Annotated in this window: 19 protein-coding genes; 13 read left to right on the top strand and 6 right to left on the bottom strand. The window is 48.9% G+C overall.

Translation table 11 applies throughout. The annotated features are described in order from the left end of the window. Positions 1-84 precede the first annotated feature (84 nt). Positions 85-1,740 carry an energy-dependent translational throttle protein EttA gene (gene ettA / locus ACFOSD_RS01990; protein WP_380694156.1) on the bottom strand — a complete coding sequence of 552 codons (1,656 nt, stop codon included), beginning with the start codon at positions 1,738-1,740 and terminating at the stop codon, positions 85-87. 319 nt (positions 1,741-2,059) lie between these two features. On the opposite strand from ettA, the gene glyA reads away from it, so the two are divergent. The 3 genes from glyA (at position 2,060) to ACFOSD_RS01975 (ending at position 5,878) form a co-directional block, all read left to right on the top strand. Next, positions 2,060-3,322, top strand: a complete 1,263-nt coding sequence (gene glyA, locus ACFOSD_RS01985) for a serine hydroxymethyltransferase (RefSeq protein ID WP_380694159.1) — start codon at positions 2,060-2,062, stop codon at positions 3,320-3,322. Positions 3,323-3,463: 141 nt separating this feature from the next. Continuing rightward, the gene (locus tag ACFOSD_RS01980) at positions 3,464-4,864 is read left to right on the top strand and encodes an L-serine ammonia-lyase (protein ID WP_380694162.1); all 1,401 of its coding nucleotides are present in this window, start codon (positions 3,464-3,466) and stop codon (positions 4,862-4,864) included. Positions 4,865-5,434: 570 nt separating this feature from the next. Further along, on the top strand, positions 5,435-5,878 hold the full coding sequence (locus ACFOSD_RS01975; protein ID WP_380694165.1) for a GNAT family N-acetyltransferase: 444 nt from the start codon (positions 5,435-5,437) through the stop codon (positions 5,876-5,878). Positions 5,879-6,251: 373 nt separating this feature from the next. Here ACFOSD_RS01975 and ACFOSD_RS01970 read toward each other — a convergent pair whose 3' ends face one another. After that, a complete protein-coding gene (locus ACFOSD_RS01970; protein WP_380694167.1) occupies positions 6,252-7,001 on the bottom strand; it encodes an NAD(P)H-dependent oxidoreductase in 750 nt (249 codons plus the stop codon). Between the two features lie 86 nt (positions 7,002-7,087). Between ACFOSD_RS01970 and ACFOSD_RS01965 the strand changes: the two genes are divergently transcribed. Next, positions 7,088-7,972 (top strand): LysR family transcriptional regulator, encoded by an 885-nt coding sequence (locus tag ACFOSD_RS01965; protein ID WP_380694169.1) that lies wholly within the window; start codon positions 7,088-7,090, stop codon positions 7,970-7,972. Between the two features lie 132 nt (positions 7,973-8,104). On the opposite strand, the gene ACFOSD_RS01960 is transcribed toward ACFOSD_RS01965, so the two are convergent. Further along, a complete protein-coding gene (locus ACFOSD_RS01960) occupies positions 8,105-9,100 on the bottom strand; it encodes a LysR family transcriptional regulator (RefSeq protein ID WP_380694171.1) in 996 nt (331 codons plus the stop codon). Between the two features lie 112 nt (positions 9,101-9,212). Here ACFOSD_RS01960 and ACFOSD_RS01955 point away from each other — a divergent pair, with 112 nt between their 5' ends. From ACFOSD_RS01955 to ACFOSD_RS01945, 3 genes are all read left to right on the top strand, one after another. Then, positions 9,213-9,641 carry a GFA family protein gene (locus ACFOSD_RS01955; protein WP_449329085.1) on the top strand — a complete coding sequence of 143 codons (429 nt, stop codon included), beginning with the start codon at positions 9,213-9,215 and terminating at the stop codon, positions 9,639-9,641. A gap of 121 nt (positions 9,642-9,762) precedes the next feature. After that, positions 9,763-10,239, top strand: a complete 477-nt coding sequence (locus ACFOSD_RS01950) for a nucleotidyltransferase (RefSeq protein WP_380694173.1) — start codon at positions 9,763-9,765, stop codon at positions 10,237-10,239. A gap of 135 nt (positions 10,240-10,374) precedes the next feature. Beyond that, positions 10,375-11,244: a DMT family transporter gene (locus ACFOSD_RS01945; RefSeq protein WP_380694176.1), complete on the top strand. Its 870-nt coding sequence runs from the start codon at positions 10,375-10,377 to the stop codon at positions 11,242-11,244. Between the two features lie 397 nt (positions 11,245-11,641). On the opposite strand, the gene ACFOSD_RS01940 is transcribed toward ACFOSD_RS01945, so the two are convergent. Continuing rightward, the gene (locus tag ACFOSD_RS01940; protein ID WP_380694178.1) at positions 11,642-12,649 is read right to left on the bottom strand and encodes a medium chain dehydrogenase/reductase family protein; all 1,008 of its coding nucleotides are present in this window, start codon (positions 12,647-12,649) and stop codon (positions 11,642-11,644) included. 141 nt (positions 12,650-12,790) lie between these two features. On the opposite strand from ACFOSD_RS01940, the gene ACFOSD_RS01935 reads away from it, so the two are divergent. The 5 genes from ACFOSD_RS01935 to ACFOSD_RS01915 all read left to right on the top strand — a co-directional run bounded on the left by ACFOSD_RS01935 (position 12,791) and on the right by ACFOSD_RS01915 (position 16,261). After that, positions 12,791-13,672 carry a LysR family transcriptional regulator gene (locus ACFOSD_RS01935; protein ID WP_380694180.1) on the top strand — a complete coding sequence of 294 codons (882 nt, stop codon included), beginning with the start codon at positions 12,791-12,793 and terminating at the stop codon, positions 13,670-13,672. Between the two features lie 369 nt (positions 13,673-14,041). Then, entirely contained in the window at positions 14,042-14,722 is a 681-nt protein-coding gene (locus ACFOSD_RS01930) for a hypothetical protein (protein WP_380694182.1), read from the top strand. A gap of 272 nt (positions 14,723-14,994) precedes the next feature. Continuing rightward, positions 14,995-15,378: a VOC family protein gene (locus ACFOSD_RS01925; protein ID WP_380694184.1), complete on the top strand. Its 384-nt coding sequence runs from the start codon at positions 14,995-14,997 to the stop codon at positions 15,376-15,378. A 380-nt stretch (positions 15,379-15,758) separates the two neighbouring features. Beyond that, positions 15,759-16,001: a type II toxin-antitoxin system Phd/YefM family antitoxin gene (locus ACFOSD_RS01920; protein WP_380694186.1), complete on the top strand. Its 243-nt coding sequence runs from the start codon at positions 15,759-15,761 to the stop codon at positions 15,999-16,001. Continuing rightward, a complete protein-coding gene (locus ACFOSD_RS01915; RefSeq protein WP_380694188.1) occupies positions 15,998-16,261 on the top strand; it encodes a Txe/YoeB family addiction module toxin in 264 nt (87 codons plus the stop codon). The genes ACFOSD_RS01920 and ACFOSD_RS01915 overlap by 4 nt, the downstream gene beginning before the upstream one ends. A gap of 127 nt (positions 16,262-16,388) precedes the next feature. Here the strand turns inward: ACFOSD_RS01915 and ACFOSD_RS01910 are convergent, their stop codons facing one another. After that, a complete protein-coding gene (locus tag ACFOSD_RS01910; RefSeq protein ID WP_380694190.1) occupies positions 16,389-16,799 on the bottom strand; it encodes a type II toxin-antitoxin system VapC family toxin in 411 nt (136 codons plus the stop codon). Continuing rightward, the gene (locus ACFOSD_RS01905) at positions 16,781-17,011 is read right to left on the bottom strand and encodes a type II toxin-antitoxin system Phd/YefM family antitoxin (protein ID WP_380694193.1); all 231 of its coding nucleotides are present in this window, start codon (positions 17,009-17,011) and stop codon (positions 16,781-16,783) included. The genes ACFOSD_RS01910 and ACFOSD_RS01905 overlap by 19 nt, the downstream gene beginning before the upstream one ends. A gap of 216 nt (positions 17,012-17,227) precedes the next feature. Here ACFOSD_RS01905 and ACFOSD_RS01900 point away from each other — a divergent pair, with 216 nt between their 5' ends. Further along, positions 17,228-17,599: a VOC family protein gene (locus tag ACFOSD_RS01900; RefSeq protein ID WP_380694195.1), complete on the top strand. Its 372-nt coding sequence runs from the start codon at positions 17,228-17,230 to the stop codon at positions 17,597-17,599. The last annotated feature ends 65 nt before the right edge of the window (positions 17,600-17,664 follow it).

Genomic DNA, 17,664 nt, shown 5'->3' with positions numbered 1-17,664 from the left:
AGCAAGCTGTGCTAGGAGAAAAGAAAAAGGCGTCAACCCGGTGAAGAATTGACGCCTGAACAACAGATTACAAGCACGCAGGCATTATTGCAGGCGCTTGTACTTGATGCGCTGCGGGCCGTGGTCGCCGGTCCGCTTGCGATAATCCGCTTCGTATTCCGTGAAGTTACCGTCAAAGAAGGTCACCTGACTGTCGCCTTCGTAAGCCAGAATGTGCGTGGCGATACGATCGAGGAACCAGCGGTCGTGCGAGATCACAATGGCGTTACCGGGGAAGGCCAACAGGGCTTCTTCCAAGGCGCGCAGGGTTTCCACGTCGAGGTCGTTGGTCGGTTCGTCTAGCAACAGCACGTTGCCGCCACTTTTCAGCAGCTTGGCCAGGAACAAGCGGTTGCGCTCACCGCCCGACAAATCCTTCACCCGTTTTTGCTGGTCGCCGCCTTTAAAGTTAAACCGACCCAAATAAGCCCGCGAAGGAATCTCGTAGGTGCCGACTTGAATGATGTCCAAACCATCGGAAATTTCTTCCCACACGGTTTTGTCATCGCTCAATTCCCGTAATTGGCCCACATGCGCAATCTGTACCGTCTCACCCACGCGAATAGTGCCACTATCGGGTTGTTCCTGCCCGGTGATCATTTTAAACAGCGTCGATTTACCCGCGCCGTTACCACCGATGACTCCCACAATACTGCCCGGTGGCACCATGAAGGACATATTGTCGACCAGCAGCTTGTCACCAAACGCCTTGCTCACGCCTTCCACTTCAATCACCACATCACCCAAGCGCGGGCCGGGTGGAATGTAGATTTCATTGGTTTCATTGCGCTTTTGGAATTCGCGTGAACTGAGTTCATCGAACTGCTTCAAACGCGCTTTCGACTTCGCCTGACGGCCCTTGGCATTCTGCCGCACCCATTCCAACTCGGACTTCACGGCTTTATCGTGCGAAGCTTGTTGTTTGGCTTCTTGCTGCAAGCGTTTGTCTTTCTGTTCCAGCCAGGAAGAATAGTTGCCTTCCCATGGAATGCCGTGTCCACGGTCCAGTTCCAGAATCCAGCCTGCGACGTTGTCGAGGAAGTAACGGTCGTGCGTAATCGCCACCACAGTGCCCTTAAATTCGTGCAGGAAGCGTTCAAGCCACGCCACACTTTCGGCATCCAAGTGGTTGGTCGGTTCGTCCAACAACAGCATATCGGGGTTCGACAACAACAAACGGCACAAAGCCACCCGGCGCCGTTCACCGCCGGACAAATGTTCGGCCTTCGCATCCCAAGGTGGTAGGCGTAAGGCATCGGCTGCCACTTCCAGTTTGCGGTCTAGGTCGTGGGCATCGGCCGTTGCCAGAATGGCTTCTAAGCGGTTTTGCTCAGCCGCTAACGCATCGAAATCGGCATCGGGTTCGGCGTAGGCCAAGTACACCGCATCGAGCATCGCTTGTGCTTCTTTAATCTCGCTCAGCGCTTCTTCAACAATTTCCCGCACATTTTTGTTCGGGTCGAGTTCCGGTTCCTGCGGCAAGTAGCCGATGTTCAAACCCGGCTGAGGGCGGGCTTCGCCAATGAAGTCTTTATCTACGCCCGCCATGATGCGCAGCAGAGTAGACTTACCCGAACCGTTCAAACCCAGCACGCCAATTTTGGCGCCGGGGAAAAAGCTGAGGGAAATGTCTTTTAAAATTTCTTTTTTCGGCGGGACAACCTTACCCAACCGGTTCATCGTAAATACGTACTGAGCCATCGGAATACTCCCGGTGCCATAAAGAATGAGTGGGCGTCATTATAGGGATTCGGCAACGGAATCATAGGGTGGCCGAGTGAGACAAAAAATCTTGGACAACCGCCAAATTATACTCAGGTGACAGGCGGCGATGGTTCAGGCTCTAATGCCTCTCATAAAATACCGGCCAGTGCGGAGGTCTGGGGTGGGGCTTTAGCGGGGACGCCGTAAACGCATCCATGCGGGCTCGGATGCGACCGTCCAGGTCGCATACGCCCCTTTAAAGCCCCACCCCAGACCTCGGCACTGGCCTGAAGCCTTACCTAGCAGGAGACAATCCATGTTTACCAAAGATATGAACATCGCCGATTACGATGCCGACTTATGGGCCGCCATTGAAGGCGAAACCCGCCGTCAGGAAGAACACATCGAACTGATCGCCTCCGAGAATTACACCAGCCCCCGCGTCATGGAAGCCCAAGGCTCGCAGCTTACCAACAAATACGCCGAAGGGTATCCCGGCAAACGCTATTATGGCGGCTGCGAACACGTAGACGTAGTAGAAACGCTCGCCATTGAGCGTGCCAAAAAACTGTTCGGCGCCGCTTATGCCAACGTACAACCACACTCCGGCTCACAAGCCAACGCAGCCGTGTTCATGGCCCTGTGCAAACCCGGTGACACCATATTGGGCATGAGCCTTGCGCACGGTGGCCACCTTACCCATGGTGCACCCGTATCCTTCTCTGGCCGCATCTACAATGCCGTACAGTATGGCTTGAACGCTGAAACCGGCGAGATCGACTACGACGAAGTAGAACGTCTCGCACTGGAACACAAGCCCCGCATGATCATCGCCGGCTTCTCTGCTTATTCTCGCGTAGTGGACTGGGCGCGGTTCCGTGAAATTGCCGACAAAGTAGAAGCCTACTTGTTCGTGGACATGGCGCACATTGCCGGTTTAGTGGCCGCAGGTGTATACCCCAGCCCCATGCCGTTTGCCGACGTGGTTACCACCACCACCCACAAAACCTTGGGCGGCCCGCGTGGTGGCCTGATTTTGGCGCACGACAACGAAGACCTGAACAAAAAGTTCAACTTCGCCGTGTTCCCCGAAAGCCAAGGCGGCCCCTTGATGCATGTAATTGCCGGTAAAGCCGTGTGCTTTAAAGAAGCCATGGAAGACAGCTTCCGCACCTATCAGCAGCAAGTGGTGACGAACGCACGCGCCATGGCCGATGAATTCCAAAAGCGCGGCATTAAAATCGTGTCGGGCGGCACGGACGACCACCTGTTCCTGGTGGACTTGATCGGCAAAGAATACACCGGCAAAGACGCCGACGCCGCACTGGGCGAAGCCAACATCACCGTCAACAAAAACGCCGTACCGAACGACCCGCGTTCGCCGTTCGTTACCTCTGGCCTGCGCATCGGCACGCCGTCCATTACTCGCCGTGGTTTTGGCGAAGCGGAAAGCCGTTTGTTAACCAGCTGGATCTGCGACGTATTGGATGGCTTGGAAAGCGGTAACGCAGCCAACGCCATTGCGGATGTGAAAGCGAAAGTCCTGAAAATTTGCGCGGATTTCCCCGTGTACAAGTAAGGCTGCATTAGAGGTAAAAGCGCCTGGTTTATCGCTCTGGTAAGCCAGGTTTACACCCGCCGCGGTGTTCTGAGTTTTCGATGTTTGCTCCCAGCGTTCACAACCACCATTCTAATAACAACCTATTAACGGAACGTCGATATGGAACCCTATTCAGTACAGTCGCTATTTAAAGTCGGCCTTGGCCCCAGCAGTTCGCATACCCTTGGTCCCATGCGCGCCGCCGAACGCTTTCAAGCCACGTTAATAAAAGACCAACTGCGCGAAAGGGTTAGCCGAGTTCACGTGATTTTGTATGGCAGCCTCGCGCTCACCGGCAAAGGCCACCATACCGACCGTGCCGTGGTGATGGGTTTGTGCGGATTGGATGCCGCTCATGTAGACCCGAACGAAGCGAAAGACGCCTGGGACTACGTGCGCCGCATGAACGAACTGCCCTTGCCCGGCGGCCCGGTGATCAAGTTTTCACCCACCTACGACATTGAATTTGCCGAAGATACTTTCCTGCCCGCGCACCCCAACGCCTTGCGCTTCGCCGCGTTCGACGCTGAAGGCCATGAACTGACCGCCGAAACCTGGTTTTCTGTCGGTGGAGGGGCCATCGCCCAAACCACCAAACTGGCCGACCCCGAACAAGACATGCTGAAGGACTTCCCCGATCATCGGCGTTTTCCGTTCAGTAACGCCGAAGAACTGCTGGTGCATTGTGAGCAAGCCAACACCAGCATTGCCGAAGCCATTTTGGCGAACGAAGAAGCCATGGGCATACCGCGTGAAGACGTATTAGGTTGGGTAAACCATGTGGTGGACGCCATGCGCGACTGCTGCCAGCGCGGCCTTGAAGCATCTGAAGGCATGTTGGAAGGCGGCTTGGGTGTGCGCCGCCGTGCGCCGCACCTGTGGGCGCAATGCCGCGACACCGCCGTGGACGACCCATTAGCCGCGATGGATTGGTTAACCGTATACGCCCTGGCCGTAAACGAAGAAAACGCCGCCGGGCACCGCGTAGTCACCGCCCCCACCAACGGCGCGGCGGGTGTGATTCCTGCCGTACTCATGTATTGGCAAAATCAACTCAAAGTGCCCACGCAGCCCGCCGGGTTAACGGCCACGGAAGTGTTTTTGCTGACCGCCGCAGCGGTGGGCTGGCTGTATAAACGCAATGCTTCTATTTCTGCCGCCGAAGTGGGTTGCCAAGGTGAAATTGGCGTTGCCAGCTCCATGGCCGCTGCTGGACTGTGCGCCGTGCTCGGTGGCACACCGGGGCAAATTGAACACGCCGCCGAAATCGCCATGGAACACCACCTGGGCTTAACGTGCGACCCCGTGGGCGGCCTGGTGCAAATACCCTGCATTGAACGCAACGCCGTAGGTGCCGTAAAGGCCGTGCAAGCCGCACGCCTTGCCATGCGCAGCCCGGAAGCGCACCGCGTAAGCTTGGATGAAGTGATGCAAACCATGGCGCAGACCGGTGCCGACATGAGCCAGCATTACAAAGAAACCGCCCTCGCGGGCTTGGCTGTTAACGTGGTGGTGTGCTAGAGCGTAGGAGCGCAGCCCTCTGCGCGAATCCTGCCGTTCCCTTGCGCGTCTGTCATTTGCATGAAGGCGGGTATGCACAACCCCAGCCCGGTACGGACTCTCGGGCCATGCCTCCGGCGCTCCACGGCAGGCCGGGAGTTACCGAGAAAAATGTTGGTGCATTTTTCTCGCCCTACGGGCGCCTAGCGGCGGTGTCTATTGTTGTCACAATTGATCGCGCCTTAAGGCATACCCCTGCGTCCTGCCCCGGGGCACTCGTCATTCCCGCGTGTCGCGTCATTCCCGCGAATCGGCGGGAATCCACCATCAAAAAACTAATAGTAACTTTGCATTATTCGCCAGCATCTACAATGTCTAGCGTCTGATCCCTTAACAGACAGACCGCAACAAACGGATTAATGCGAAGTAACAATATTGAACGATTTTCCAGTCCTAGCAAACCTATTCAGATATAAGATTGAAAAGAACTGATTATCTCTGCTTGACATACCCTTGAGCCTTCGTGCAATTTCGGGTTTCATAAACAATTTTGTACTTGGTGATGACTGTGGTAGCGCAGATGGAGGAAATATGAATATCCGTAGAACAATGGTGGAAGACGCGGCTGAAATTAAAGAACTTGTATCCTCCCTTTCTCACTTTTATTTAGAAGACAGGAATTCTGTTTTGCCAGAATGGTTTTCAAACACGCTGGAGTTATCGGAATTCGAGCGGCGATTATCGAGTGAAGAGTTTTCTAGTTTCGTGTATTCGATAGACAATGTAATCATTGGTTATATTTCAATCAAAGACCTTAGTCATCTATACCATTTGTTTGTTGCCGAGGGTCATCAAGGCAAAGGAATAGCAAAAGCACTTTGGGAATATGCCACGTCTGAATCAGGAATAAATGTCTGTACCGTTCGGTCATCCATGTTCGCAGTGCCGGTATACAGACGGTTCGGTTTCAAAGAATCAGAAGCGGCAATGAGTAAAGATGGTATCAGTTTCCAACCCATGAGGTTGGAGCGTTAAAAGTGAATGTGAAGCGCTAGAATTGCCTGGAGTGAATCATCCGGCATTCTGGATATTCAGGGTATGCTGTAGGTTAGGCTCACACAGTCGTCGAAGAATCGTTGAATAGGTCAGTAAGTTTTCACAGGAGAAGCTCTCTCCTCAATGACTTTACCCAGATTAAGTCTAGTGCTATGGGGCTTTAGTTATGCATCCTTCTGGTATCCGGCATATGATCTAAAGCGTTTTCTGCCAAAAAAAAGTATTATGGCTCGGAATGCCTCTTTCCGGTGCGCATGGTTCTGTCGTTCTAGTTTTCTAAGTTCAGGCAATGAGGTGTAAAACATCGCTTGTGTTCTCCTGTCATCGAAGGTGGATTAGAGCGAAAGTGACATTATGGCCTCCACCGCATTGGGTGGTCGTGTTTAAGAATTCCAGTGTCGTCCCAGTCTGACCAACCTGTGAAGGGAATGGGCTCTTCCTGTTCAATGGTGGAAAGCCTCGAAGCCCATGTCGCCTTCTGCGTCTCCAATTGCGCTTCGAATTTTGCTTTCTCTTGATATTGAATGCCTCCCCCCTGCACACCATAACTTACATTTGGGGGCAGTACGTTGTAACCGACGTAATTCAGTGAAGAATGAATCGGCCAGAGCCATTCAACGATGTTACCTGCGCGTCCGAAGTGTGTGAAAGTGTGCTCAGGTGAGCCCGTTGTGATAGAGCACATAGCCTTTTTGCCTTTGAAGTAGCCGCGGTCATAGCGCATACTCCCACTGTAGAGACCTCCATAGACGAACACTCGATCAAACCAGCCTTTCAGAATCGCAGGTTGGGCATGCCACCAAAGTGGGAATTGAAAAATGACAAGATCAGCCCAATTGAGTTTAGATATTTCTCGGTTGACATCTGGTGATAATTGATTGGCTTTGAATTGCCTGGCTTGTTCGGTCAGCGGTGAAAAAAAATCCGTGTTTGTTCTGTCTGGATACCATGATGCATTTTCAACAGGATCGAATTTTTCAGCATAAAGGTCATTGATTCGAACCTGATGATTTCCCTCTTCCAGAGCTTCAATTGCTGTATCAACCAGCGCGCCATTGAACGATTTTCTTTCGGGATGAGCTAAAACAATCAAAATATTCATGTTGCTTTCTTGTCAAAGAATTTGAATTCAAGCCTAGCTTGTGCGTAGCTAATAAGACATTCCCAAAATTTGAAAGCGGTGTTTGCATGAATAAACAAAAGATTCGTTGGGACGATCTGGAAATTGTACTGGCCATCGCGAAAACCGGCTCACTTTCGGGGGCTAGTCGAATATTAGATGTAGCACACGCCACGGTATTCCGGTGGCTTAACGAAATGGAACGAGACTTGGGCGTAAAACTGTTTCAACGGGGCCGTAATGGTTATGCAGCCACGCCAATAGGACATGACCTAGCAGAGTCGGCTATGAGGGTGGAGAATGAAATTCTCGGTGCGGAACGGCGAGTAGTGGGGCAGGATCGTCAACTAGCGGGCACGATTCGTTTAACGACAACGGACACGCTATATTTAGGCCTGTTGGCAGGTTTTCTTGCTGCGTTCCGCAAAAAGTATCCGGAGGTACGGCTAGAAGTAGTGATTTCCAATCAACAGAAGGATTTATCCAGACGCGAAGCAGATATTGCTGTTCGGCCAACTAATTCACCTCCAGAGGCTTTGGTAGGGCGCCAAATCGGAATAATCAAGCAGGCTGTCTATGGTCAGAAACAACAATGGCATGAACTAGAATCAGAGATGCACGTCTCTGATTTGCAAAGCCAGCAATGGATGTCTCCTGATCCTAGTATGGGTGACAAACCTATGGAAAGCTGGATGGCTAAAAACGTACCGGAAAGCAATTGCCGGTACCGCATCGATTCAGTCTTGGCAATGCAAACTGCTGTGTGTCAGGGGGACTGCCTTGCAATTCTGCCTTGTTATATCGGAGACGTTGACGAACACCTCCACCGTCTAACGCAGCCCATACCGGAGTTGGAAACCGGGTTATGGGTGCTGACCCATTGGGACTCGAAACGCGTGACGCGCATAAATCGACTAATGAAAGAAATGTTCGAAAGTATCAAACTGACGTGATTCAACCATAAACCCCTAGAGACAGGGTGTTCTGCCAGTTTCTAACATTTCTGCCAAAATCAGTATCGCTCGGCGTTGTGCGGCTTGGAATGATTCAAAATCGCTGCCAGCTGTCGATACTAAACGAATCGCTCAATTGGCATTAGATTGCCACTGATTGACGACAAGATCGAACAGCGCAGTGACGCTTCCGGTCATATATGATTCGATGCTGCATACTAGACTAAGGTTTGTGCTTAACAACGGCTCTTCGAATAGCTTAAATGCGTTTTCTCTTTTCAAATCAACACCATAATTCCGCTCGACGAGTCCGAAACCTAAACCAGTTTTTACCATCACAACGGTAGAATATTCGTCATCCGAGGTGAGGACGGCATCTGAACGGCTAGCCTTTGGGCCGAGAACTTTGGTCATAAAGACTGAAAAGGGACATTGGGGATTCGGCCAGAGCCAAGGTAATTTTTGCCTGGCTTCGAATGACTCTGGCAAAAAATCTGGTTTGTAGTCTTTTGGGCCAATTACACACACACGTATAGGCTTCAAAGGTACCACATGAAGCCTTGAATCGATCCATTCTCCATAGACATACCCAATATCAAGCTGGCCAGACAGTACCTCCTCAACCACTTGTGGTGACGATCGTGTCTTCATTTCTAGGTTTATGTAGGAAATATCAGCAGCTTTCTGCTTTAAAATCCGATCTATGCGCAGGTATTCCGGCGGGGCATTTAAGCCGAGACTCAAATTTTCTTTGGGCGTTTCCAGTATTGAAATCGCTGTACTTTTTACTCCTTCAACGGCTGAAAAGACACGATTGACGGGCACTAGTAGCTGCTCACCGGCCGTCGTCAATGTCATACCTTGTTTGCTTCGATCAAATAAAAGCAAGCCCAGTTCTGACTCCAGATTCCTTATCTGCTCGCTCACAGCAGAAGGGGTTGCATGACGCCTTGCCGCAGCACGGGTTAGGTTTGACTCCTCTGCTACGAGCAGGAAAGACCTCAGTTGATCAAGTTTAATGTTCATAATTTCCGTACGCCTGTTCAAAAATACCAGATGGACGCTAGGGAGGGCGGCCTTTAACGTAATTAAAGCAAATTTATCGTTTGGTTTTTTTAAAATCTTCATGTGCTGGCAGAGAGAGCCACTTTCCTATTTGGATCAAGTTCTCTGAATTGCAGTGATCGTTAGGTCCCAGTGATGTTATTGGTTATGTTCAAAAATCAGGAGACAATTGAAAGTGAAGGGTTCTTGTTTGTGTGGTGAGGTAAGGTTCGAGGTAGGTCTGGCTCGATTAGGGATGTTTCAGTGTCACTGTGAGCTCTGCCGGAAGCAAACTGGCACGTCTTCCAGTAGCGGAGCTGTTGTGGAGCAGCGAAACTTCCAATGGTTATCTGGCGAGCACAGCATTGGCAAATGGGAAAAGAGTACCGGGTTTACTTCGCATTTTTGTAATTACTGTGGTTCTACCGTTCCGAATCAATTTAGAGGTAGCGACCTTTACTGGATACCCGTAGGGCTTCTTGATGGCAAAGACATAGTCACTGTGGCAAATTTGTTTGAATGTGAAAAAGCAGACTGGAGCAATATCAACTCTACGGTTAACTCTTATCAGACAAAACCTGAAGTAGAAAGCCTGATTCCATTATTGTTAAGGGAAAATCGGTAGCAATTTGTAGCCTGTCGGTATGGCCGCATAGGCTAGAATCAAGAATTCATTTTCCTGGTCTACTCACTAGGAAAATGAGCCAATAGGACTCGGAAGTAATTTATAGACTTAGGGGGTTAATGTGCAAAATGCTGCGCTACAATGGATTTCTGACCTTCTCAGGGAGCGAGACATTCCCTTCGTGGTCTGCGGTGGCCTTGCTGCGATTGCTTATGGTTCAACTCGCCCGCTCAATGACATAGATCTGTTTGTACCCGGAAAACACTTTCAATCGGTCGTTTCCGCTGGAAGTCCGCACGTGTCCAAATCCGCAAAACGCAGCCGCGAAGCAGGTTGGCATCTAGAATACATTCAATTCATTTATGAAGGAGTAAAAGTCGAAGTTGGAAATGCAGAGCAGGTTGAGATCTTCGACTCAGATTCACATGAGTGGACTGAGCTCCATTTAGATTTCTCGAGGGTCAAAGATATTGAGGTAATGGGCGTTGCGTTACCAGTAATGAACGTTGAAGACTTGATCCATTATAAAAGAATTTTGAACCGCCCAGTAGATCGGGACGACCTAGCGCAGATTGTTACCAAAGAGGGGGCGCATTGACCATTCTTTGAATCGGCAGCAGTGGGGCATTATCACTTCGGCAATCTAGGGCTGAATTCAGCACACTTTTATTAGGGACTAACACCATCGATGACAAAGTCAATAAACACTTCCATGGGTGCTTGGGAATGGGCCATGCTCATCACGCTATCGGTTCTCTGGGGAGGGTCTTTTTTCTTTGTAGGTGTGGCCGTTGAAGGTCTGCCTTTACTTACTATCGTCACATTAAGAGTGGGGTTGGCTGCTGTTATATTGTGGGTTACAGCATTCACTATTGGACTGCGACCGCCGAGAGAACTAAATGTTTGGATAGCGTTTATAGGAATGGGGTTGTTAAACAATGTTATCCCCTTTTCCCTGATTGTATGGGGACAGACTCAGATTGCCTCGGGGTTAGCATCCATTCTCAATGCGGCAACTCCTATTTTTACGGTAGTAGTTGCTGGGCTATTGTTGCCTGACGAGCGCTTGACCAAACTTAAAGCAGTCGGCGTGATTGTAGGTTTTATGGGGGTTGCTGTGATGATAGGCCTCCCCGCGATCGAGGGAAAAGGTGCTTTGCCCCAAAGCGCGGTAATTTTAGCGACTATCTCCTACGCTTTTGCTGGCGTGTTCGGACGTAGGTTTAGGAAAATGCATATAAACCCGTTGGTGACTGCAGCCGGACAGGTCACTGCATCTACTTTGTTGTTGATCCCTCTTACACTTTCCGTCGATGGCTTATTTGCTGTTGCTAAGGCAGATGTGACGGTTTTGGCTGCAGTTTTAAGTCTTGCTTTCTTTTCTACAGCAATCGCGTACGTACTATACTTCAAGATTCTGGAATCGGCTGGTGCAACCAATGTACTTTTGGTTACATTACTTGTTCCGATCTCAGCAATATTACTTGGGGTATTATTCCTGAATGAGGACTTGAAGGCGGTTCACTATTTGGGAATGTTCATGATTGCTCTAGGTCTGACGGCGATCGACGGGAGACTTTGGGAGCGCAAAGTAATTTTTTGACGAAAACTGCGAATAACGAGTTTCTCTGAAAAATAAATGACTCTTTCCGTGTGGATATTATAAATTTTTTTGTAGATTGATCTCTTCGCACCTCTTTTGGGATTATATAAAAAATTCTGTAAAATGATTTTTAAAAAAATAGCGGTAAGCAGTATCTATTTACGATGTTTTTTTAAATATCCGCGCTCTTTTCGTATGTCGATAATATAGTAAGGTATAAGGAGATCTCGGCTTTGAAATTCTATTTATTTGCATTTGCAAAGTTACTGATTGAAAATGCAATTTAAAGTCGAGTTGCCAGCAAATCATTTTAGTATCTCTGGTGGTCATAATGTCATGAGTATTTTGGAGCTTTTTATAAGCCGAACAGTGACGGATCGGCTTATAAAAATATATATCAGCAGCGCAATACAATTTTACCGCTCACGGTGCCACTTTCCAGGAGCTCATGTGCTTTATAGGCTTCCTTTAGCGGGATCTGTTCGCCCACGATGGGGTTAATTTGTTCTTCCTCCAGAAGTTTGACTAAAAGCGACAATGCCTCTCGATACCAATTTATATTCTTCTTAGATTCAGCGGGAAGCGCACACATTTTAACGATTTTTTGATCGGGTATCATATTTAATAGTGCAATTTGTACTACGCCTAGTATCATGTTGGAAAGCCCTCCAAAGTCATTTCCAGCGAAGCCATAACTGACAACTGTACCGCCCGGTTTTACAACTTTGTAGGTGCGACGCAGATTAATGCCTCCGATAGAGTCAAATGCCGCGTCGATGCCTTGCGGGTAGTCTGACTTTATAACATCAGTAAAATCTTTTGATTTGTAGTCAATGGGGATGGCACCTAAATCTTTGACGATTTCATGTTTTGCCAACGACGCCGTCCCATAAATTTTAACTCCCGTTAGTCGCGCTAATTGGATAAGCGCTGAACCCACCCCTCCAGCTGCTGAATGAACGAGTATCGTCTGATCTGGTTTGATGTTTGCCTTTTTATGCAGGATGCAATAAGCCGTTAGGTAGTTTAATACAAGGCTACATACTTTTGCTGGGTCAAGGTGTTTTGGATACGGAACGAGAAACTCTGCTGGTATGCATAAATACTCAGAATAACAGCCAAAGAAAGGATTCAATGCTACTACATGGTCACCATGATTTAATCCTTGCACATCTTCACCTACTTTATCAACAATCCCTGAAAAATCGTAGCCTGGAGTAAAGGGTGGTTTAGGTGCCAGTGGGTATCCACCTCTTTGTGCCATTACATCTGAATATCCAACACCTGCAGCTATTACTTTTACCCGTACTTCACCGGACTTGGGGAGGGGGGCAAATCCAGTCGTAGTCTCTAAAACTTCGGGTGCGCCGTGACGAGCAATAACAATCTTCATATTACCTTTCATAGATATAACTCTCTTTAATCTATATGCGGTCGATTTTTAAATCGGATCTGGTTTTGTCGTTTGATTTACAACGGACTGGTGCTATTTTAAGATTCCATTTTAGATTTTGAACAGCCATTAAAGAAAGGTAGCTATGCATATATGAATACAGATTGGCAGGCATGGAATCGATTTCTTACAATTGCTGAAAGCGGAAGTTTACAACGGGCTGCTGAGATCCTTGGCTGTTCTCAGCCTACACTGAGCCGACAATTACTCTCACTGGAGAAAAAACTCGGTCGCAATCTTTTTGATCGTAGTACTCAGGGATTGAGGTTGACGGATTTTGGTAAGAGCCTTTTGGATGAAGGTCGAAATATGGCGGCTTCAGCAAATCGATTGGACCGGCTTGCTCACGGACAAGCGGTCTCTCTCACGGGTTCGGTGCGACTTTCGGTAAATGAGCTGATTGCTCAATACTATTTGCCTTCCTTGCTTCCCAAATTTATGAATGATTTTCCTGAATTGCAGGTACAGGTTGTTGTATCAAATAAAGCCACCAGTCTTGATAAGCGTGACGCCGATGTTGCTGTGCGAATGTTTCGACCTCATCAACAAGACATCATTATGAGGCATCTCATTGATATTGAATTAGGTATCTACGCTAGCAAGTCATACCTTGAGGTATCAGGAAAACCAGCCACACTTGATGATCTGAAAGATCACAGAATCTTGGGGTTTGATAGAGACAAACAACTTGAGGAAGGCTCAAGTGCCCTAAATTGGCCAATAAAGAATGAAGAACTCTATTTTCGAACAGATAACATGCCACTGATTGTGGAAACAGCTGTCAATGGCGGCGGTATAGTTTTTACTCATTCAGTTATAGCCAAAAAACGTAATCTAGTTCGTATTGACTGCGGAATTAGCATTCCCCCCATTCCCGTATATTTAGTGTGTCATCGAGATGTTCAATACAATCAGAAAATTCGAGTATTGATGGATTTTCTGATTGAAAACTTGCCTGATTTTATTTCACAATGAATCCTCCTTTAGTCTTGTATCGAATGGTTGAATCACCCGGATTTTGTCGGAGGGTGATTCAAAACAGCGATGTTGACCCGGCTGGTATTACGTGACGCCATCGAACAAAGACAACCACCAGAAGGGTTGATCCTGCATAGCGACCATGTGCTGCATGCCGTCGCGCGAGAGAACCTGAACGACCTCTACAACTCGTGGCGTCTGCACTCTGGCCTTGGATGCCAAAGCCCGCTAGAGTATGAAAAGAGAGCCGCATAAATGAACCGGCGTCCGTTTTATTGGGGCAAGATCACCCGCCAAAACCGCTCCGCGGCGGGCATTGGACTCACTACCGTTCGCCGCAACTTATGAGCGTTAAAGGAAGAGAACATGCCACAAATACCGATAAATGGGCAGGCTTTCACGTATGACCGAGATCCGGATGAATGTCCCATGTGTCATCATGGCATTCAGGCGTCCAATATCGGCTCTAACTTGGTTTCAAGGTCGGATTTGGACGGCGGCAATACTGTTCAAATTCTTTATCGCTGTCCACGCAATGAATGTCAAAAAGCTTTCATAGCATCTTATACACAGAACAGAGATTATCGGAGCCATTACCCGCAAGGTGACTACTATCTCAGGAATTGTGCTCCCTATCGGCCAGTTGCTCCAGATACAGCCGATGAGTTGAAGGACCTATCTCCTAATTATCATAAAGTCTTGGCTCAAAGTTCCGCAGCAGAGGGCTTGCAGCTTGATCAAATTGCCGGATGTGGCTATCGAAAGGCACTAGAGTTTCTGATCAAAGACTATGCAATTCATAAGCATCCAGATGATAGTGGTGCTATAAAAAAGAAGTTACTTGGTGCCTGCATTAATGAGTATTGTAGCGATGCTAATGTGAAGGCATGCGCTTCCCGAGCTGCGTGGATAGGTAATGATGAAACTCATTATGTCCGAAAATGGGAAGAAAAAGACCTTAGTGACCTTAAAGTTCTACTGCGTTTGACGGCAGCATGGATACTTAATGAGATGCTTACCGAGAAGTACCTGAGGGAGATGGAATAGTTCGCCTCACAATCTTTAACCAGGCATTTCAGTTCGCTCCGGCCCTGATGGGCCTCCACCGGACGGCCTTTTCTCCGCTTCGCTACTCAAAGGCCGCCGCTGAATATTGGCGTTAAATTTTTGCCCACCCTCGCAATTCTCTGGGTGTGGCATGGCCTTGAGGGCGAACGATAGCCAATTAACCAAACGCGGTACTCGGACGCCCTTGTCTCCGCTTCGTTGCGTCAAGGTCGTCGCTGTGCTCTGCGTTAGATGCTACAGGAGCATTTGCAATGAAGCAGGTCACAATGACCACCGTCAACATCAGCATCGATGTTCCCGATTTAGACGCAGGGGTGGCATTCTATTGCGGCGTCTTCGGCTGGGTCGAGAAATCACGCCCTTTCCCTGAAATGGCAGTCATCGATGGGAACAATGTGACGATCTGCATGCACGGGAAGCCATCAGGAACGAAACCCACGCCAGCCGAAACCACCCGCAGCTACAACCGACACTGGACGCCCGTTCACCTGGATCTTCACGTGTCCGACTTTGATTCAACCTTAGCCAGGGCTGTAGAAGAAGGCGCGGTTGTAGAACAACAGTACCAAGAACCCAAGCAAGTGGCTTTCTGCGCTGACCCCTTTGGCAATGGCTTTTGCATCATCGGGCCATGAATCCAGTGCCATCGAGCAAACCATCTATGTCGTCGGTAAGCCGACTGAGGCGTCAAGAGCTTCGCTTTTCTCGCCCTATATTGCAGCCTCGACTTGAGCGGCTTGAGGGGCTCGCTCGGGGAGAGCGTGCTGTACTTGAGGGAAGAACGTACAGCCAGAGTGAGGCCAGGGAGAAAATGAGTAAATGGCTGAAGTGATCTGGACGGATTCCTCCAGAGCTCCCTAATTCTGTATTCAGGGGAATGATGTTTCATGTTGACTTCTCATTAAATAGAGGTGGCAACTAGCTTGACCTACAGGGGGGGGGTAAGACGGTCGTGTTGACGTACGTACCCAAAGGCGTACAATTTATGGGGATTTGAACACGCAATAGGTGCGTCATGACCGGAATCACAGCAACTGAGGCCCGCAGCAATCTTTATCGATTGATTGATGAAGCTGCCGAGTCCCACCAACCCATCGTCATTATGGGGAAGCGGAACAAAGCCGTCCTGGTTTCCGAGGAAGACTGGTCTGCAATTCAGGAAACACTTTACCTGCTTGCCGTACCGGGTATGCGAGAGTCTATTCGTGAGGGGATGGATACGCCCGTGGATGATTGCAATGAGGAGCTGGTCTGGTGACATGGAAGTTGGTTTACACCAAGCAAGCCCAGAAAGATGCAAAGAAACTGGCCTCCAGCGGCCTCAAACCAAATGCCCAGGAATTGTTGGCGCTGATTTCCGAGGACCCTTATCGCAAGCCGCCTCCGTTCGAGAAGCTCATAGGGGATCTCGCGGGGGCCTACTCGCGCCGAATCAATATTCAGTATCGTCTGGTCTACCAAGTACTTGAAGAAGAGCGGGTGGTAAAAGTTCTGAGGCTCTGGAGCCACTACGAATAATGCATAAACAGCCACTGTTGCGTGACAATTTCTCCACCGCTGCACGGCTCCAAAATTGCCGCAAAGCCCAGCGTTGCAAGGCACATGAGCCCAGTGCCATCTAACATAAGTAATCTGGGCGGATGCCTCACCAGATCGTATCTATCAGCGTTGCTTGTCGTAGATTTGTATCGGCTGTTACAAGGCGAGCATTATGAATAATCGATGTGGCGGCAATAACTCGGTCTGCGGGGTCATTGTTAATCTCGGAGCCGAAATTAGTTGAAAGCTCGGCAATTTCCGGGGAAATCGAAATCACGGAAACGCTACGGGATTCCAAGAAAAGGTTAATGAAATTTGCCGGGGTTGTGGAAACTTCAATCCGCGAACGCTTGATTAACATAGATATTTCCCAAATGGATATATCTGAAATTATTAATGCGTTGTGCTCGTCAGCTTTTGCAATGGCGTTTTTTGCGTTTTCGGTAAGCTTTTCCTGATCAAGGGCATCCCAGATGATTGCGCAGGTATCGAGTAGAATCACTGCAATGCGTCCCATTGGGAATCAATGGGAGAGGTTATATCATTGATTTTTGCCGTTGCAGCTAACTCACAGAGTTGTTTCCTTGCCATTGCCTTTTTATCTACGGGTGGAGCAATGGTCGCTAAAACTCTGCCATTGGTGGTCACGGTGATTTGCTCGCCACTGCTGGCTTTCTCTAAATATTTCAGCAAGTTAGCTCTTAGATCACTAATGTTTACGGTCAGCATGATCTGGCACCTACAGGTATTGTACAAGGATGTTGTACCATCCTACGCCCAAAGGCATGACATGGCAAGGCAGGCCGACACACTAAATCCATGCGTCTGCTTGCGGTATTAATGGTGATCGTAGTGACCACCAAAAGCGAAGATACAGTTACTTAACGGCAAAACGTGAAGCCATGTACTACAGTAAATAGCAATTCAGCAAAGGGGGGCTTTGATATGGAAATAGGTGCGTTCTCAGTCAGTTTGGCAGTGAAAGACATTCATGCATCGCGGGATTTTTATGAAAAACTGGGTTTTACTCAGTTCGGTGGTGACGTTGACCATCATTATCTGATCATGAAAAACGGTGATTGTCTGATCGGCTTGTTTCAGGGCATGTTCGAGAAAAACATTCTGACGTTTAACCCGAAATGGGACAGCAATGCTCAAACCATCGCGGGTGCGCCCGATGTGCGTGATATTCAGCGGGCGTTGAAATCTCAAGGCGTTACGCTGTTGGAAGAAGCCGATGAGGCAACAAGTGGCCCGGCGCACATCACGCTGGAAGACCCCGATGGTAATGCCATTCTTATTGATCAGCATGTGTGATGTCTGAACGCTAGTGGGCCCTGAATGTAAGCGGTGGGAATACAACAAGTCCAAGTTGGCGAGCG

It is taken from the genome of Salinispirillum marinum, assembly GCF_042650105.1.
In the GTDB taxonomy this organism is placed as follows: domain Bacteria; phylum Pseudomonadota; class Gammaproteobacteria; order Pseudomonadales; family Natronospirillaceae; genus Salinispirillum; species Salinispirillum marinum.
The sequence above is the reverse complement of the archived record's forward strand: the minus strand, read 5'-3'. Positions and strand labels throughout refer to the sequence as shown.

Coding starts and splice junctions, on each gene's coding strand:
- ettA (WP_380694156.1), bottom strand. CDS start 1,740: ATGGCTCAGTACGTATTTACGATGAACCGGTTGGGTAAGGTTGTCCCG.
- glyA (WP_380694159.1), top strand. CDS start 2,060: ATGTTTACCAAAGATATGAACATCGCCGATTACGATGCCGACTTATGG.
- ACFOSD_RS01980 (WP_380694162.1), top strand. CDS start 3,464: ATGGAACCCTATTCAGTACAGTCGCTATTTAAAGTCGGCCTTGGCCCC.
- ACFOSD_RS01975 (WP_380694165.1), top strand. CDS start 5,435: ATGAATATCCGTAGAACAATGGTGGAAGACGCGGCTGAAATTAAAGAA.
- ACFOSD_RS01970 (WP_380694167.1), bottom strand. CDS start 7,001: ATGAATATTTTGATTGTTTTAGCTCATCCCGAAAGAAAATCGTTCAAT.
- ACFOSD_RS01965 (WP_380694169.1), top strand. CDS start 7,088: ATGAATAAACAAAAGATTCGTTGGGACGATCTGGAAATTGTACTGGCC.
- ACFOSD_RS01960 (WP_380694171.1), bottom strand. CDS start 9,100: ATGAAGATTTTAAAAAAACCAAACGATAAATTTGCTTTAATTACGTTA.
- ACFOSD_RS01945 (WP_380694176.1), top strand. CDS start 10,375: ATGCTCATCACGCTATCGGTTCTCTGGGGAGGGTCTTTTTTCTTTGTA.
- ACFOSD_RS01940 (WP_380694178.1), bottom strand. CDS start 12,649: ATGAAAGGTAATATGAAGATTGTTATTGCTCGTCACGGCGCACCCGAA.
- ACFOSD_RS01935 (WP_380694180.1), top strand. CDS start 12,791: ATGAATACAGATTGGCAGGCATGGAATCGATTTCTTACAATTGCTGAA.
- ACFOSD_RS01930 (WP_380694182.1), top strand. CDS start 14,042: ATGCCACAAATACCGATAAATGGGCAGGCTTTCACGTATGACCGAGAT.
- ACFOSD_RS01925 (WP_380694184.1), top strand. CDS start 14,995: ATGAAGCAGGTCACAATGACCACCGTCAACATCAGCATCGATGTTCCC.
- ACFOSD_RS01920 (WP_380694186.1), top strand. CDS start 15,759: ATGACCGGAATCACAGCAACTGAGGCCCGCAGCAATCTTTATCGATTG.
- ACFOSD_RS01910 (WP_380694190.1), bottom strand. CDS start 16,799: ATGGGACGCATTGCAGTGATTCTACTCGATACCTGCGCAATCATCTGG.
- ACFOSD_RS01905 (WP_380694193.1), bottom strand. CDS start 17,011: ATGCTGACCGTAAACATTAGTGATCTAAGAGCTAACTTGCTGAAATAT.
- ACFOSD_RS01900 (WP_380694195.1), top strand. CDS start 17,228: ATGGAAATAGGTGCGTTCTCAGTCAGTTTGGCAGTGAAAGACATTCAT.